General features: G+C 33.5%; 13 protein-coding genes and 1 riboswitch. Of the genes, 4 read left to right on the plus strand and 9 right to left on the minus strand.

All coding sequences use genetic code 11. The features are described 5' to 3' along the window. Positions 1-5: 5 nt before the first annotated feature. The 4 genes from EZ428_RS14535 to EZ428_RS14550 all read right to left on the minus strand — a co-directional run bounded on the left by EZ428_RS14535 (position 6) and on the right by EZ428_RS14550 (position 4,302). On the minus strand, positions 6-383 hold the full coding sequence (locus EZ428_RS14535; protein WP_131553892.1) for a GxxExxY protein: 378 nt from the start codon (positions 381-383) through the stop codon (positions 6-8). Positions 384-727: 344 nt separating this feature from the next. Further along, on the minus strand, positions 728-2,602 hold the full coding sequence (locus tag EZ428_RS14540; RefSeq protein WP_131553893.1) for a TonB-dependent receptor plug domain-containing protein: 1,875 nt from the start codon (positions 2,600-2,602) through the stop codon (positions 728-730). A 93-nt stretch (positions 2,603-2,695) separates the two neighbouring features. Further along, positions 2,696-2,886: riboswitch (cobalamin riboswitch) on the minus strand. A gap of 32 nt (positions 2,887-2,918) precedes the next feature. Beyond that, the gene (locus tag EZ428_RS14545) at positions 2,919-3,341 is read right to left on the minus strand and encodes a hypothetical protein (protein ID WP_131553894.1); all 423 of its coding nucleotides are present in this window, start codon (positions 3,339-3,341) and stop codon (positions 2,919-2,921) included. Positions 3,342-3,420: 79 nt separating this feature from the next. Next, positions 3,421-4,302 (minus strand): polyphosphate kinase 2 family protein, encoded by an 882-nt coding sequence (locus EZ428_RS14550; protein WP_131553895.1) that lies wholly within the window; start codon positions 4,300-4,302, stop codon positions 3,421-3,423. 122 nt (positions 4,303-4,424) lie between these two features. On the opposite strand from EZ428_RS14550, the gene EZ428_RS14555 reads away from it, so the two are divergent. Together EZ428_RS14555 and EZ428_RS14560 are read left to right on the plus strand one after the other, a co-directional pair. Continuing rightward, a complete protein-coding gene (locus EZ428_RS14555; protein WP_131553896.1) occupies positions 4,425-6,878 on the plus strand; it encodes a transglycosylase domain-containing protein in 2,454 nt (817 codons plus the stop codon). Between the two features lie 67 nt (positions 6,879-6,945). Then, positions 6,946-10,119, plus strand: coding sequence for a DPP IV N-terminal domain-containing protein (locus tag EZ428_RS14560; protein ID WP_131553897.1), 3,174 nt, complete (start codon positions 6,946-6,948; stop codon positions 10,117-10,119). 66 nt (positions 10,120-10,185) lie between these two features. Here the strand turns inward: EZ428_RS14560 and EZ428_RS14565 are convergent, their stop codons facing one another. Continuing rightward, positions 10,186-10,536, minus strand: a complete 351-nt coding sequence (locus tag EZ428_RS14565; protein WP_131553898.1) for a GIY-YIG nuclease family protein — start codon at positions 10,534-10,536, stop codon at positions 10,186-10,188. Positions 10,537-10,670: 134 nt separating this feature from the next. Between EZ428_RS14565 and EZ428_RS14570 the strand changes: the two genes are divergently transcribed. Together EZ428_RS14570 and EZ428_RS14575 are read left to right on the plus strand one after the other, a co-directional pair. After that, complete coding sequence (locus EZ428_RS14570; protein WP_131553899.1) at positions 10,671-11,447, plus strand: XRE family transcriptional regulator; 777 nt, start codon at positions 10,671-10,673, stop codon at positions 11,445-11,447. A 76-nt stretch (positions 11,448-11,523) separates the two neighbouring features. Then, the gene (locus EZ428_RS14575) at positions 11,524-11,970 is read left to right on the plus strand and encodes a hypothetical protein (RefSeq protein WP_131553900.1); all 447 of its coding nucleotides are present in this window, start codon (positions 11,524-11,526) and stop codon (positions 11,968-11,970) included. Positions 11,971-12,029: 59 nt separating this feature from the next. On the opposite strand, the gene EZ428_RS14580 is transcribed toward EZ428_RS14575, so the two are convergent. From EZ428_RS14580 to EZ428_RS14595, 4 genes are read right to left on the minus strand one after another with little or no spacing between them, the layout of a single operon-like run. Next, positions 12,030-12,722 carry a GDSL-type esterase/lipase family protein gene (locus tag EZ428_RS14580; RefSeq protein WP_131553901.1) on the minus strand — a complete coding sequence of 231 codons (693 nt, stop codon included), beginning with the start codon at positions 12,720-12,722 and terminating at the stop codon, positions 12,030-12,032. A gap of 18 nt (positions 12,723-12,740) precedes the next feature. Then, entirely contained in the window at positions 12,741-14,096 is a 1,356-nt protein-coding gene (glpT, locus tag EZ428_RS14585; RefSeq protein WP_131553902.1) for a glycerol-3-phosphate transporter, read from the minus strand. Between the two features lie 11 nt (positions 14,097-14,107). Next, positions 14,108-16,258, minus strand: a complete 2,151-nt coding sequence (locus EZ428_RS14590) for an alpha-galactosidase (protein WP_205945708.1) — start codon at positions 16,256-16,258, stop codon at positions 14,108-14,110. Continuing rightward, positions 16,258-17,085 (minus strand): glycerophosphodiester phosphodiesterase family protein, encoded by an 828-nt coding sequence (locus EZ428_RS14595; RefSeq protein ID WP_225871069.1) that lies wholly within the window; start codon positions 17,083-17,085, stop codon positions 16,258-16,260. The genes EZ428_RS14590 and EZ428_RS14595 overlap by 1 nt, the downstream gene beginning before the upstream one ends. Positions 17,086-17,094 lie beyond the last annotated feature (9 nt).

The following is a 17,094-nucleotide window of genomic DNA, read 5'->3' on the forward strand; positions in this document are numbered from 1 at the left end:
AACATCTATAAATTATTCACAACTCTTTTTATAGATGTTGAAATATCTGAAGTATTAAAATTAACCAGTATACCTAATTTCTTATCAGAAAGCTTTAAATAGGTCAAAAGTTGTTTAAAATGTATATCCTTTAAGTTTTCAACTGATTTAACTTCAATAATTACCCTATTTGATATCATTATGTCCACTCTGTAACCTAAATCCAATTTTACACCTTCATAAACAAAAGGCAAACCTAATTGACATTCAACGGTTAGACCAGATTTTTCTAACTCATAACACAAAGCTAATTCGTAAGCAGATTCTAACAGCCCTGGTCCTACACTGTTGTGTACTTTAAATATACACCCTCTTATTATATAAGAAATTTCATTTTCTATCATATTATATCTTTTAGTATATAAAATATAATAGGGATTGATAAACTCAAGTTATGAAAATCATTTAAAATGTTGTTTAAATTTTAAATTAATATTTATCATTTAGGTCTGCTTGACAACTACAATAAATCTTTCGGCGATAAACGTTGAAACCAAAATGCTTTCAGAAACTGTTGACAAAAGAAAGATTTTTTAAAGTCTGCGCCTTTTACGCGATTCAAATCTGTTAACATCTGCGATAATTTTACAGTATAAAATCTAAGTACCATAGCAAGAGGAAAACTCCTATAAAATCAAAAGCCCTCCCAATATTTGGGGAAGGCTTTTAAATTCATTATGAATGAATATTATTTAAAATTAAAACTTACACCAGCATTCATATTGAAACCCATTGTACGGTAACCAATAATCTCTGTATATTTCTCGTCAGTTAAATTTTTCAAATCGGCGAAGATTTTAACACGTTTTTTAGCCAAAGCATACTCAGCATAAAAATTAAACAACTGATAAGAATCCAACACTTTATTAACCGATGGATAAGTACTGAAATCACTATCAGTTCTTTCTCCAGTAAATTTATAGTTAGCACTTACGTATAGATTGTCAGTCGCTTGCACACCAGCATTAATACCATACGTGTTTTTAGGTCTGCGTAAAAGAATATCAGAAACTTTAGTTCCAGTAATCTGTTTTCCTTCGACGTAAGCATAATACCCGTTCAATGAGAACTTACCAAACTTTACACCTGGCTCAATTTCAAAGCCTTTATCTTTTTGCTGATCTTGATTAATGTATCCAGTTGCGCCATAAATAATGGCATCTTCCATGTCTCTTTTGAAACCAACAACACGAAGATTAATTTTCTCGTTTAAGAAATTAAAACCCGCTCCAGCCTCATAAGTTAATGCTTTTTCAGGCTTCAAATTCAAGTTAGCGCCATATTGACCAAACAACATATCTAACGTTGGCGCCCTAAAAGCAGAAGAAACTGTACCGAATAATTTAACTTCTTTAATGATATTGATACTTGGTGTTACTGCGTAAGTATAATTTTCGCCATATTTATTATGCTTATTATAACGACCTCCAACTTCTAAATTAAAAATACTTAAGTCGTGTAAAAACACAGAAGCATAAGTACTAAATAAATTTGCAGAGGGTTCTTTTACGGCCGAAGAACTAAAATAAGATACCGAAGTTGCTCTATTATCTAAACCAACCAGTACATTTACTTTCTCTCCTAAATTCTGGTTATAGAAAACATCCAGCAAATCCATTTTACCTTGATATTTGCCACCATACATACTTACATATTCGCGGTTAGTATTTTCGTGACTATAATTTAAAGTGATTTTTCCTTTGTCTAACTGATAGATAGCATTTAAACCACCATTAAAATGTTTTGAGGTTGAGGTGTTTTTTGCATCAGTAAATGCATTGTCATCATAATCAAACTTACCTTCAAAATAACGTGCAAAAGGATTAATGCTAAATCTCTTATCAACTTGTATAGAGAAGTTTGCGTTTAAAGCGTCTTGTTTTACGCCATCTTTATCAAATATCTGTGTATTTCCTGCTGGATTTTCAGCCTCAGAAATACCATCAGTTTTAAAATGAGAATAGCTTAAATTATAAGTAAAAGCATCAACTTTACTGCTTAATCCGATTTGTCCTTTATAAGTTCCGTAACTTCCGGCAGATGCCACGCCATAAACGTTATTACCTTTTTCGCCATTCTTTTTTGTGATGATATTTACCACACCCGCAACAGCATCAGAACCATAAATGGTAGATTGACCACCTCTTAAAATTTCAATTCTTTCGATTTGATCAATAGCTAATAAGCGTAAATCAAAAGCACCTCCAGTTCCAGATGGGTCTGTAACCAAAACACCATCAATTAAAATAACTGCATAAGCACTTGCTGAACCTCTAAAGAATAGGCTCTTTTCTTTTCCAGCATTGCTTCCTGCGCCTACTACAGTAATTCCTGCCTGTTGATTTAACAATTCGGCTAAATTTCTTCCGCTACTACGAGCTAACTCTTCGCTCGTAATAATAGTTACTACCTTACCAGTTTGTAATTGTTTTTGTTCGTTTTTTGTGGTAGAAATAACCACTTCATTTAAGGTTTTGGCATCTTGAGCCAAAGCTGAATTTCCCAAAAGGGCTAATTGCACAAGTCCTAGACCTGCGACAATCAATTTAGTTTTTTTGTTCATTTGTTGTGAGTTTTTCACGCACAGCAACAGAATCAGAATAGAAATGAGGTATAAAAAAAGTCCCACTCCTAGCTTCAATCCCCGAAAGCTATGAAATAATTAAACTTTTAGGCAGGTCTTCTGACTTACTCTGGTTTTCCTGTCTTCCCATCCCGATTTATCGGGAAAGTGACTTAGATTTGAAAAACTTTACTAGAGCTTACAGCTGCGGGACAGTTACAGATTTACACTGTATTCCCTTTTAATTCCGATATTAATCGGAAACCAAAAAGCGACGCAAAGGTATATTTTAATTTATTAAGAAAAAATGATTGACTTAATTTAAAAAAGCAAGTAGAAACATTAAGATAAGCACTACGAAAAATGGCACTAATAACATTTTGGCGGCTTTATTTCTAGTATCTTCTGGGTAAGCTAAAAAATTATCTACGTAATGAATGAAATTTTCTTGGGTGCCGATGGTTTTATTAATGATGAAATAAAATATCCCTCCAAATACGATGGCTAGCAATTTTCCAGTAACCTTTCCATTATTACCAAATGTGTTACTTAGCAATCTGCCTAAACCATTACTAATTTGTGGCACCAAATAGCATAATGCTAAGATTACAGTAGTAAAAAACATAATCAAGAATGCGGTCAAAAAGATATTCCCATTTAACCTTCCTTTGTTGCCATCTTTACCATTACGTTTTATTTCGTCGTACTGACTACCATATAAAGCTTCTAAATAGGTCATGTTATTTATTTAATTTTTACAATACAATAATCTTAAATAAATAAGTGATTTTTAATACCTGCTATTGGGTATTTATCTATTATTTTTCGCTTAACAATTGCTGTTTAATTGTCTCTAACTGGTCGGCCTCTTCTTTTGGTAAAACTGGGTATTTTAAATTAAGGGATTCCAATGTTTCCTCAATAATTTGACTGATAGCTAACCTGGCATACCATTTTTTATCTGCTGGAATTACATACCAAGGAGCGGTTTCTGTTGATGTTTCTCTAATTGCATCTTCATAAGCCGCCATGTAATCTTTCCATAGTGCTCGTTCCTTTAGGTCTCCAGCAGAGAATTTCCAGTTTTTACTAGGCTCCTCTATCCTATCTAAAAAACGTTGCTTTTGTTCATCTTTAGAAACATGTAAAAAGAATTTTAGAACAACTGTGCCATTAGCTGTTAAATGATTTTCAAAATTCCTGATACTTTCGTAACGTGCTTTCCAAAACTTCTTATCTATTTTTTTCACATCGTCATATCCAGGGATATTTTCGCTTAGAACATATTCTGGATGAACTTTACAAACCAATACATTTTCGTAATGTGAGCGATTATGAATTCCTATTTTCCCTCTCTCTGGCAAAGCCTTATAATGTCTCCATAAAAAATCGTGGTTATATTCTTCGCTATTAGGTGTTTTAAAGCTATAAACTTGGCAACCTTGAGGGTTTAAACCAGACATCACATGCTCAATTGCGCTATCTTTTCCAGCTGCATCCATAGCTTGGAAGATGATCAACAGCGAATGTGAATCTGATGCATACAAAGCCTCTTGATAATCTTTCAACTCTTCTTTTACACGCTCAAGTTCCTCTTTTCCAGCTTCTTTATCTAAATGGCCGTCATAAGTAGTGTTGTAATCTTTAAGGAAAAATTTATCTCCACCCTTGGTTAAATATTTTTTTGTGTTAGTCTTCATTGGTAAAATGATTTTATTTTAAATATAGACTAAAATTTAAGTAAATTAAATACGTTAATTTGTACTTATAGTTTTAACACATTTTAACAGTTAATCATTTACGTTTTTTCCATCTTTATACCATGTTTAAAGAAATCAAAAATAAGTACGTTCGTTATTTCGCACTTTTTGTATTTTTCATCATAATCTTCTTTTGCGCTCTACAATTAAACTTTCTTTGGTTATTTGGTTACTCTCCTAGCTACGCAGATATTAAAAAACCAGCACAACGTGTGGGTTCAGAATTATATACTTCTGATGGCGTATTAATTGGTAGGTATTTTAAGGAAAATAGAACTCCAATTAATTTTAACGAAATATCTCCAAGTGTAATTAACGCATTGGTAGCAACAGAGGATATTCGCTTCTACAAGCACTCTGGAATTGATGTGCAAGCTGTTGGAAGAGCCGTTGTTGGAATGGGTAAAGATGGTGGTGCAAGTACAATAACACAGCAACTCGCAAAGAACTTATATCGTACTCGTTATAGTAAATCTTCTGGTTTTGTTAAACATATCCCTTTGTTTAGAACATTGGTATCTAAATTAAAGGAATGGATGACGGCTTTGAAACTTGAATCTAATTATAGCAAAAACGATATCATCACGATGTACCTCAACACGGTTTCATTTGGGAATAATGCATATGGAATAAAAACAGCATCGAGAATTTATTTTGATAAGGATGCAAAAGAATTATCTACAACAGATGCTGCTTTATTAGTTGGAATGTTGAAAGGTACAAATCTTTACAATCCAACTAAAAACCCAAAAGGAGCATTAGAACGTAGAAATATCGTTTTAAGTCAGATGAACAAATATAATTATTTAAGTAAGGATAGCTTGGAATTACTTGTTAAGCAGCCGATGCAAATAAAAGAAGGTAAAATGCAAGACAGTAGCAATGGCGATTCTTATTTAAGAGCAGCGGTTGATAAATACTTAGAAAAATGGTGTGAAGAAAACAATGTTGATTTATATGAAGATGGTTTTAAGATCTATACCACCATTGATTCGAAATTGCAGGGGTATGCAGAAGAAGCAGTAAAAGACCAAATGAGAATTTTACAAAGACGTTTTTATAGTGTTTGGGGCAATGAAGATCCTTGGGAAGATTCGGAACGTAAAAAGGTAGATTATCCCGATAGGGCGAAAAAGAATTTACCTATTTATGCAATGTTGAAAAAGAAATTTAACAACAATACAGATTCGGTAGACGCTTACTTTAACAAAAAGAAAAAGATGAGGATCTTTACTTATAAAGGCGATAGAGATACCTTGTTCTCTACCATGGATTCAATCCGTTATTACGGTAAAATTTTAAATACCGGAATGATGACAATGGAACCAAAGTCTGGTAAGATTAAAGTATGGGTTGGGGGTATTGACCATAAATTCTTTAAATACGACCATGTTAATCAATCAAAACGCCAAGCTGGCTCTACTTTTAAACCATTTGCCTATTTGGCAGCTTTAGAAAGTGGAATGAGTCCTTGTGATACTTTTGTAGACAAACCTGTAAAAATTGCTTATCAAAATAAAGGGAAAACAGAATATTGGGAACCAAAAAATGCCGATTGGAGTAACTCTTATCAAGAGATGTCTTTACGTTGGGCAATGGCAAAATCTGTTAATACGGTTACCGCTCAAGTTACTGAAAAAGTTGGATGGGACAATGTAGTTAAATGGGCTCACGAATGCGGAATAGAAAGTGATTTACAATCTGTACCATCAGTAAGTTTAGGTCCAAATGACGTTAGTGTTTATGAAATGGTTAGGGCTTATGGTACATTTTTAAATGAAGGTGTTAAGGTTGACCCCATATTAGTTGAAAAAATTACAGACCAAAATGATAATATAATTGAAGAATTTACTGCAAAAACTAAACGCGTATTAACCGAAGAAATAGCTTGGTTAATGTTATATATGTTTAGAGGTGGCATGGAAGAACCGGGAGGAACCTCACAGGCTCTTTGGGAATGGGATTTATTTGACAAGAACAATCAAATTGGTGGTAAAACAGGTACATCATCAGATTATGTAGATGCTTGGTATATGGGCATTACCAAAGATTTGGTAACTGGTGTTTGGGTAGGTTGCGATGAGCGTACTGCGCATTTTCAAAATGGAGAACAAGGTGAAGGCTCTCGTACGGCATTGCCAATTTTTGCTAAGTTCATGGAAAAAGTTTACCATGATCCCAATAGTGGCTACACGTACGGACGGTTCCCTAAAGCTAATGTAGAAATTACAAGAAACATTAAATGTGTTACACCTAGGCAACAAGTAGACACAACAGAAGTTGATAGTACTCAAATTGATTCATTAGATATGGAAGTTCCCATTATAGAGGAGCAACCTCCTGTTGTAAAACCAGAAACAGAAGTTCAGAAAGTGGATGATAAAAAAACTACAGAGCCCGTAAAACAAAATCCAGTAACACCCACAGTGCCACTTACTAAAAAAGAAGAGAGAGAATTACGTAGAAAACAAAGACAAGAAGAAAAAGAAAAAAAGAAAACCGGAAATGATAATTAATTTTATTTAAAACTATTAGTTTATCAACACCGTAAATTAAACACATTGTTTAGCAAATTCTAACATTATGAATAGAACCACTACTTTTAAAAAATCTTTACTGATTTTAACATTCATCCTAGTATCTGTTCTTTCTGTAAAAGCTCAATATTTTGGGCAAAATAAAGTGAGATATAAAAATGAAGATTTCAAAGTTTTGCAAACACCACACTTTGAAATCTACTATTATATTAAGAATGAAAAACTATTAAAGAAATTTGCACAAGATGCAGAAACTTGGTATAAAATGCATCAAGAGGTGTTTCGTGATACATTCTTGAAGAAAAACCCAATTATACTTTATAGTAATCACCCAGATTTTCAACAGACTACAGCTTTAAATGGTGAAATTGGAGTTGGAACAGGCGGTGTTACTGAAGCATTAAAAAATAGGGTTATTATGCCTGTTTTAGATATTAGCAGTCAAACAAGGCACGTATTAGGCCACGAGTTGGTTCACGCTTTTCAATATCATATTTTACTAGAAAAAGATTCTATTAGTTTAGAGAATATTGGAAACACTCCCTTGTGGATGGTTGAAGGTATGGCAGAATATCTATCCGTCGGTAAAAAAGATGCCTTCACATCCATGTGGATGCGTGACGCTTTATTGAATAGAGATATTCCATCATTAAAAGATTTAACTAATTCTAATAAATACTTCCCCTATCGTTACGGTCAGGCATTTTGGACTTTTGTGGGCTCCTTATATGGCGATACTACCATTGTTCCATTATTTAAGAATACAGCAAAGTTTGGTTATGAAAATGGGATTAAATATACTTTAGGCTATGATGACAAAACGTTATCAGGCTTATGGAAAAATTCAATTGAACAACATTATAGGCCTTTATTAAAAGCTGATAGTTCACAAATTAAAATATCTGGCACTAAGATTATCGACAATAAAAATGCTGGAAACATGAATGTTGCACCAGCTATTAGTCCGAATGGTAATTATTTAGCTTTTCTATCTGAAAAGGATTTATTCGGGATTGATTTGTTTTTAGCCGATGCACGAACGGGTAAAATCATTAGAAAGTTAAGTAGCCAGATTGCTAATTCGCATATTGATGATTTCAACTTTATAGAGTCTGCAGGCGCTTGGTCGCCAGATAGTAAACAATTTGCCTTTAGTATTTTTAGTCAGGGTAAAAATCAAATGCTAATCATTGATGTAGAGAATGGCAATACCATATCTCAAACTGCTATGGGCAAAGTTGAACAGTTTGGAAACTTAACCTGGTCGCCAGATGGCAAGGAAGTAGCATTCTCTGGTATGGTTGAAGGACAAAGTGATATTTTCTCTTATAACTTAACTACCAAAGAACTTACACAAATCACTAATGATGAATATTCTGATTATGCGCCAAGTTTTTCGCCAGATGGCAAAAAAATAGTTTTCTCATCTGATAGAGCAGCTATCGCTGCAGGGAATATTAATGCCGTTAATCCAATTAATTTAACCGTTTATGATTTTTCTACAAAATCTTTAAGTAATATTCCAGTTTTCCCTGGAGCTAATAACTTAAATGCACAGTTTTCTGGAGATAGCAAACGTATTTTCTTTTTATCTAATCGTGATGGTTTCAGGAACTTGTACGAATATAATTTAGATAACAGTTCAGTAAAACAATTGACTGATTATTTTACCGGTATTAGTGGTATTACAGAGTTTTCTCCAGCTATAACGGTTTCTAGAAATGACGATATTGTTTACAGTTATTACAGATACCAAAGATATACACTTTACAATTCTGCGTTAAGCAATTTCAAATCAAAACCAGTTGATGCTAAAGAAGTAAACTTTGATGCAGCTGTATTACCTCCAATGGAAAATGTAGGAGTTAATATTGTAAATTCTAACCTGGGCAATTTCGAACGTTTTGAGAAAACGACAACAGATTCAATGAAAACTGTTGCTTATGTCCCTAAGTTTAAGCTAGATTACTTAGCAAATAGTGGCGTGGGAGTTTCTACAAGCAGATTCGGAACAGGAATTCAAGGTGGTATAATGGCAATGTTCAGTGATATCCTTGGTAGAAATCAAATCATTGCGAACTTATCAATTAATGGAGAAATTTCAGATTTTGGTGGCTTAGTAGGTTACATTAACCAAAGGCATAGAATTAATTGGGGTGTTGGTATCTCTCACATTCCATATGTTACTGGTTTTACAAGTGTTGGTCTTTACCGAGGCTCTACAACTACTGACCCTATTGATACGGTAAGCACTAACATATTAAGAACTTTTGAAGATAAATTAGAATTGTTCGGCTCCTACCCTTTTAGCAAGGTTCATCGTTTTGAAGCTGGAGGGGCATTTTCTTATTACAGTTACAGATTAGATAGATTTAATAATTATCATGTAGCAGGCAATTATCCTTACGGCTATTTAGGCTCTGATAGAGATAAAATATCTAATTCACAGGCCTCGGCACAATTAGGAATACCATTGAAGGCTTTCTCTATTATGCAAACAAATGCTTCCTTTATAGGAGATAATTCCATATTCGGCCTAACAGCTCCATTAGATGGATTTAGGTATAGGGTTGGTGCTGAAAAATATTTTGGCGATTATAATTTTGCCGCGGTAACGGTAGATGGAAGAAAGTATTTTAGAGCTAAACCTGTTACATTTGCCGTAAGGTCTTATAACTATTTAAGGCTAGGTAAAGATGGAGAAAACCTTTATCCTTTATATGCTGGCTATGGTTATCTAATTAGAGGATATGATGCAAACTCATTTTACAATAGTAAATATCAAACTTCTGGAACTTTTGACATTGACCAATTATCTGGCAGCAAGCTAGCTGTATTTAATTTTGAAGCTAGGTTACCTTTTACAGGTCCTAAAAAATTAGCACAAATACAATCGAGATATTTATTTTCTGATTTAAACGTATTTTTTGATGCTGGTTTATCTTGGACTGAAAGTTCAAAAGTTGCTTTTAAAGGTCAGCCAACCTATCAAACCATTCCTGTGTTAGATGATCAAGGAAACCCTGTCTTAGATCAAAATAACAAACCAAGAACAATACAGGTAACTAATGAAAGAGTACCAGCGATGAGCGTAGGTGTATCTCTAAGGATTAATGTATTTGGCTACTTTATAATAGAGCCATATTATGCATATCCTTTTCAGCGTAGAGACCTAGGTGGTAAAGGAGTATTTGGCTTAAACTTTGCACCTGGATGGTAAAATAATATTAGTTTTAAATAAAAAACCACGGCAAAATCGTGGTTTTTTTATGAACTAAATTTTATATTATGATAGGATACTCAATGGTAAAGAAACTTGTGTATTGATCTTTTGATGAGAAAGAATATTTTCAAAATCTAAACCTATAGTTAAATCAACCCAATCTGGATTACAAGAGCGAACAATTCTTTCTTTTTGCATTCTTGTAAAACGACTTACTAATTTAAAGCGATTTAAAGCCTGAGCTTCTGTTCTAAACTCTTCAAAATAAACCAAACGAGTTAGTTGCTGCCCACTATCAAAAAAAAGATTTGGCATCTGTTTGTAGAATTCTAAGGTTTTGATAAGATCTGCGCTCATTCCTACGTGTAAACTTGTACGGTTTCTGTCGGTTACGATGTAAACAAATTTTTTCATGACTTCGTGGCTTAATGGGTTAAAAACTAAATTAATTAGATTAATGTTTGCACTTTCAATAAATATTACTAACTTTATTGGCACAATAATACTAACAATTTTAGTAAAAACAAATTTATTTTAAAATTATTTTTATGTCAAACATTTCATCCAACCTTAAGTACTTAAGAAAGAAAAAAGGTCACACACAGCAACAATTCGCTGATGCTATGGAAATTAAGCGTTCGTTGATTGGCGCCTATGAAGAAGATAGAGCAGAACCAAAATATGATTTACTAAAAAAAATAGCAGAATACTTTGACTTAACCATTGATGAATTCATCAATGAAAATATAAACGATAATTGGAAACCAAAACCAAAGAGTCAAGGTTCCAATTTAAGAGTCTTAAGTATTTCGGTTGATCAAAATGACAATGAAAATATAGAGTTAGTTCCTGTTAAGGCTAGTGCTGGATATTTAAATGGTTTTTCAGATCCTCAATACGTTAAAGATTTACCAAAATTTCAATTACCGTTGCCAGCCTTAAAACAAGGTACATTTAGGGCATTTGAAATCATGGGCGATTCGATGTTACCTATTCAGCCAGGTAGTGTAATTATTGGCGAGTACATGGATAACTGGAATGACGTTAAAACAGGAGAAACTTACGTGATCATTAGCAAAAATGAAGGCGTAGTTTATAAAAGAGCTGGCAATCGTTTCAAAGAAAACAAGGAACTGAAATTGATATCAGACAATAAGGTGTATGACCCCTATTCTGTTGATGCGGATGATATTTTAGAGATTTGGAGAGCTAAAGCTTATATCTCTACAACTTTACCAGACCCAACACCAGAGCCAACTATAGAAACCTTATCAAGTATGATGGCTCAAATGCAAAAATCTATTTCTCAGTTAAATAAGAATTAACATATTTTAACAAAGCTTGATTAAACTCTTTCCTTATTTTTTCATCTATCCTACTAAATAACCAATTAATAGACAGATGAAAAAAATTCTTTACACAGTAGCTTTAGTTGTAATGGGAATTACAGCAAGTTACGCGCAGAAACCTGAAAGAGCAGGAAGAGACAATCAAACACCAGAGCAAAGAGCTGAAAGAGCAGCAACAGCAATGCAACAAAAGCTTTCACTTACTGCAGATCAAAAGCAAAAAGTTCAAGCAATTGAATTAGACCGCATCAAGAAAAACGAAGAGTGGCGCAAAGCTGATGACAAAACCATTAAAGGTAAATTGGAAGAGCGTAAAGCTTTCAATAAAGCTACTCAAGATAAAATAGATGCTATCTTAACTGCTGATCAGAAAAAAACATTAGATGCCTCTCGTGCAGAAATGAGAGATAAAATGAAAGACAGAAAAGGTGGTAAAGGTTCAAGAGGTCCTAGACCAGGAGATGGAACTCCTCCTCCACCTCCACCAGCAAATAACTAAAAACCAAAAAGCCTCCCGAAGTTTTCGGGAGGCTTTTTGATTCAAGAGAAATACTTAATTTATTTCAAATAACTAGTAGAATTTAAGAAATCTGCCCATACCCTATATCCCTCTGGGATAAGATGCAATCCATCCTTAGTTAACTCTGCTCTTAAATGATTATCCTTATCTAAAAATTGTGAATACAAATCTATAACTATTACATTTTTTGCTACCAGTTTCTTAATCTCGGTATTTAAATAAAGAATGTGCTCATCTTTGCCATAATGATTTTTAAACTTCTCAAAAGAAGCATTAACAGGCAATAAAGTATTAAAATAAATATGGGTTTTCTTAGAACCTTTTCTTATTCTATCTACTATCTTTTTATAGTTCGATAAAATTGCACTATCAGGAATATTTCTAGAAATATCATTTATCCCTATCAGGATAAAAATCTTTTTAGGCTTACCATCAATTATATCTTGCAAACGTTCTAAAACTCCGTAAGTAATATCACCCGAAATGCCTCTATTTTTTGCTTGAGGAAGATTAAGCAGCTTAGCCCAATCTGTACCAGCAGTAATGCTATTACCTAAAAAGACATAATCCTTTTTTGAGGTTTCCTCAGCTTTCCACTTGGTTACAATTTCTTTGTATTTACCCGGACGATAAGTACTGTCCCATTTTACAGTTTGAGCAATTACATTAGTAAAAGAAAGGACTAAAAGTAAACTAAAGGCTATTAATATTCTATTAAGATATGTTTTCATATTGATGCAATTTATTAATTAATGAGATAAAGGAGTAAGGTTACCTAAATTTTTCTTCTCTCTATTCCACGTAAAAGCAGTAAAGAAAATAGCAACCAAGCAAGATGCAGCTATTACCATAAAACTAGCATCCCACCCTTGTTTATCAACTAATCGCCCTAATGCAGCATTTGCTAATAAATCTCCAATAAAATAGCCAAATAAACCTGTTAATCCTGCTGCTGTTCCTGCGGCCTTTTTCGGAACCAAATCAATAGCCTGCACGCCTATTAGCATTACTGGACCATAAATAAAAAATCCAATTGCCCAAAGTGAAGCATTTTGAACTAAATGATTTGAATCTGGACTTTTCCAGTAAAGCAATACAGCAACCAACGTCATCACCATATAAATAATAGTAACTGGTGCTCTTCTTCCATTAAATACCTTATCGCTAATTAAACCACATAAAATAGTTCCAGGAATAGCAGCTAATTCATAACCGCCAGAAGCCCAAGCAGCTTCACCTTTGGTATAGTGCTTAACTTCTTGCAAAAAAGTTGGTGCCCAATTGATAATTCCGTTTCTTACTAAATAAACAAATGCATTAGCAACTGCTATAAACCAAAGCAATTTATTGTTTAAAACATATTCTAAAAATATTTCTTTCGCTGAAAACTCTTTTTCTTGTGTAGCGGCATTATAACTTTTAGGATAATCATTTTTATACTCTTCAATTGGAGGCAAACCAACTGATTGAGGAGTATCTCTAACTAATATTAAAGCTAATATTGCAAATAAAATCGCCACTAATCCTGGAAAATATAACATACCTTGATAGCCTGCAAAAAGTTCAAAACCAAGAACTGTTAAAGGCCCCACTAAAAAACCACCAAGATTATGTGCCAAATTCCAAAATGACATTGCCCTGCCCCTTTCTCTAATCGAGTACCAGTGCGCTACAACTCTTCCACTAGCTGGCCAGCCCATTCCTTGGAACCAACCATTTATAAACATCAAAACAAACATAATTGCAATTGACGAAGTAGCAAACGGGATAACCCCCATAAAAATCATAGTAAAGGCAGATAAAACTAAACCGATAGAAAGGAAATACCTAGCGTTACTCCTATCGGATATATTCCCCATTAAAAATTTGCTAAAACCATAAGCTATAGAAAGTGCCGATGCAGCTATACCTAATTCGCCTTTACTAAAACCCAGTTTTTGAAGTTCTGGAATTGCAAATGAAAAATTCTTGCGAACGAAATAATAAGCAGCATACCCGAAAAATATCCCAATAAATACTTTAATACGCTCACTACTATAGATCGATTTAATTTTATCTTCTGGCAAACGAGGTTGATGCGCTGCCGGTGGTGGAAAAAGTCCCATTTATATTATATTTAGTTAGTTGTAGTTATTTCTAAAACTACACTTGTAAGTGGTTCTGAGTTTGTTTTGCTCACATCAATGCCAACATTCATTAAATATTCGCCTGTGTAAATTTTATCGTTGCTTGCCAATGCAGATTTAACATTAGGCATTAAATTTATCTCTTTAATCTTATATTTTTTTGATGGGTCTAAACCTTGAAGTTTTACCGGATTAAAAACCTCCCTGTATCTAGAACTCAAATTGTAAGCAAATAAAACAGCATTATTTTTTACTTCATCACTATACATTAAAACTGCTCTATTATTTTCGTAAGGAGAAATTAAACGATATAAATTACCTTGATAAACTGTAGGGCTAAAACGTTTGTAATTAGCAATAGCTTGCTGACTAAACAATAATTCATCCTTTGTAAATTCGGCAACATCAATATCATAACCTAATTTATCCATCATGGCCACATCAGTTCTAAATTTCAAAGACTGCTTGCCCCAGCTGGTAACGTGATTTGCGATTGTATTTGCTGGAAAGAAATAAGAAAATCCCCATTGGATAAACACCCTTTCTAATCCATCCGTATTGTCACTTGGCCAAAACTCAGTGAAATATTTCATTGCGCCATAATCTACTCTACCACCACCACCAGAACAAAGCATAATGGGCACGTGAGGATATTTTTTCCTAATCTTTTCTAAAACCGAATAAAGTGCCTTTGTGTAATCTATATATAAATGAGATTGATTATAACCTAAATAGCTCGAATATCCATTAGTGATGGTCCTATTACAGTCCCATTTTAGGTAAGCCAGGTTTGGGTTTTCTGTAAATAAATCATCAACTATTTTAAACACATAATCCTGAACTTTTGGATTGGTTAAATCTAAAACCAATTGATTACGCTGATAGTTTTCTGCCCTATTTGGTAATTTCAATACCCAATCTGGATGTTTTTCATACAAATCACTTTTCGGACTTACCATTTCTGGTTCAATCCAAATTCCAAATTTAATTCCTTTTTCAGTTGCTGATTTCACTAAGTAAGAGACGCCATCCGGTAATTTCTTTTTATCAGCCATCCAATCGCCTAAACTTGTTTTATCGTTATCACGAGGATATTTTTCTCCAAACCAACCGTCGTCTAGTAAAAATAAATCAACACCTAAACTTTTGGCTCCATCAAATAAGCTAACTAGTTTTTGCTGGTCAAATTTAAATCCTGTAGCTTCCCAATTATTTAATAAAGTATATCTTCCTTTTTCACCATCTAAAACCGCGAACTTGCGAGCCCAAGCGTGTAGATTTCTACTTGCCAATCCTTTTCCCTTATTGCTGTAAGTAAAAATAAAAGCCGGAGTAGTAAAGGTCTCTTCTGGTTTTAAATGATATTCTGATGCATAATTATTAATTCCAGCAGCGATATGAAGATTATCTACATTATCAAGCTCAAAAGAGAATTTGAAATTACCAGTCCAAGCCAAAGTACCTGCAATTAATTCTCCTGTATCTTCTGTCGACGGTTGATTCCCTAACGTTAAGAAAAAATGTGGCGCTTGATATTTATTGGCTCTCGTACCTAATTTGCTATCAATAACTTTTATTCCGCTTGTTAATTGCTGTTCTTGCATTTTCATTTCCTTTGCCCAATCTCCGTGAAATTGTGTAAGAAAATATTTATTTGCTTTGAAATGCAACATCGAAGAAGCATAATTGGTTAAAATGATTTCTTTTTTCTCCGCATTTTTTATGCTTACCCAACTTTTAAAAACATTTTGTGCTGAATAAGCCAAGTAATGTAAAACAACTTCAGTATTATAAATTTGGTCTTTTAAAAAGATATCGGTTTGTACTGATCCGTCAGCATTATTTTGAACATTATGCTTCACATACCTTAACTCTAAAGAAGGATTTCCATCTGTATGAACAGCACGTATGGCTGGTTCAAATTCAAATTCCATTCCTCCTGCAGGATAAGCTTCAAATCTTTTATCGGCATAACTATCATCAGTTAATTTAACACCAAAATAACTCTGATAAATCCTTTTGTTGTTACCTACTTTAAATATCAACTCCGTGTCTTTACCAGAAACTTTAATGGTGATAACTTCTTGTGCTAACGAATTTAAAGACGAGAATAGTAGAAAGAAGGAAAGCAATTTATTCATTATAATAAATTTGGATAGTCTGATATAATGCCATCAACCTTTAAAGATTTTAAACGATTGATTTCTTCAGGAGTATTAGCTGTCCAAGGCACAATTTTAACACCATCAGCGTGAGCTTTATTAACCAATGCTGCATTAACCATACTATAAATAGGACTTAAAATAAAAGGTTTATAACCTAAATCAGCCATATTTTCTTCGTATGTTTTTTTATTACTTACCAAGAAAGATGTCTTTACGCCCGGGTATTTTCGATTGATGATTTGAATGGTTCTTTTATCAAATGATTGGATAACTACATAAGGTGTAATTTTTTTACTTTCAATTACATCCATTAATAATTTAACAAAAACTTCTGGCACAGGATTTACAACATTATCTCCTGCTGCATCACATTTAGTTTCGATGTTATAAAATAATTGCTTTTTACCTTTTGCTTTGATTTCATTTTGAACAGCATCAATTAAATCTGCCAATAAAGGGATAAATGTTTTAACCTTTTTTTGCTGAGGAAAACCTGTATTTACTTTTGTACCAATATCAAAAGTCTTTAACAAATCGTAATTCATTTGATAGATTGCGTACTTTTTAGCATCCTCTTTCGGAATTTCCTTTCCTTCTGGCGTAAGCATAAAACCAGGGCTTAGATAATCATCATGCGTAACCACAACTTGATTATCCTTGGTAATATGTGTATCCATCTCTAAAGTAGTAATGTTTTCATACTTCATGGCGTCTAGCATTGCGATAATGGTGTTTTCTGGCATTAAACCCCTACCACCTCTATGTGCTTCTGCGCTGAATGAAGGAAAACTAACATTTTGCATACTTTTTTT

Source organism: Pedobacter frigiditerrae, from assembly GCF_004331645.1.
In the GTDB taxonomy this organism is placed as follows: domain Bacteria; phylum Bacteroidota; class Bacteroidia; order Sphingobacteriales; family Sphingobacteriaceae; genus Pedobacter; species Pedobacter frigiditerrae.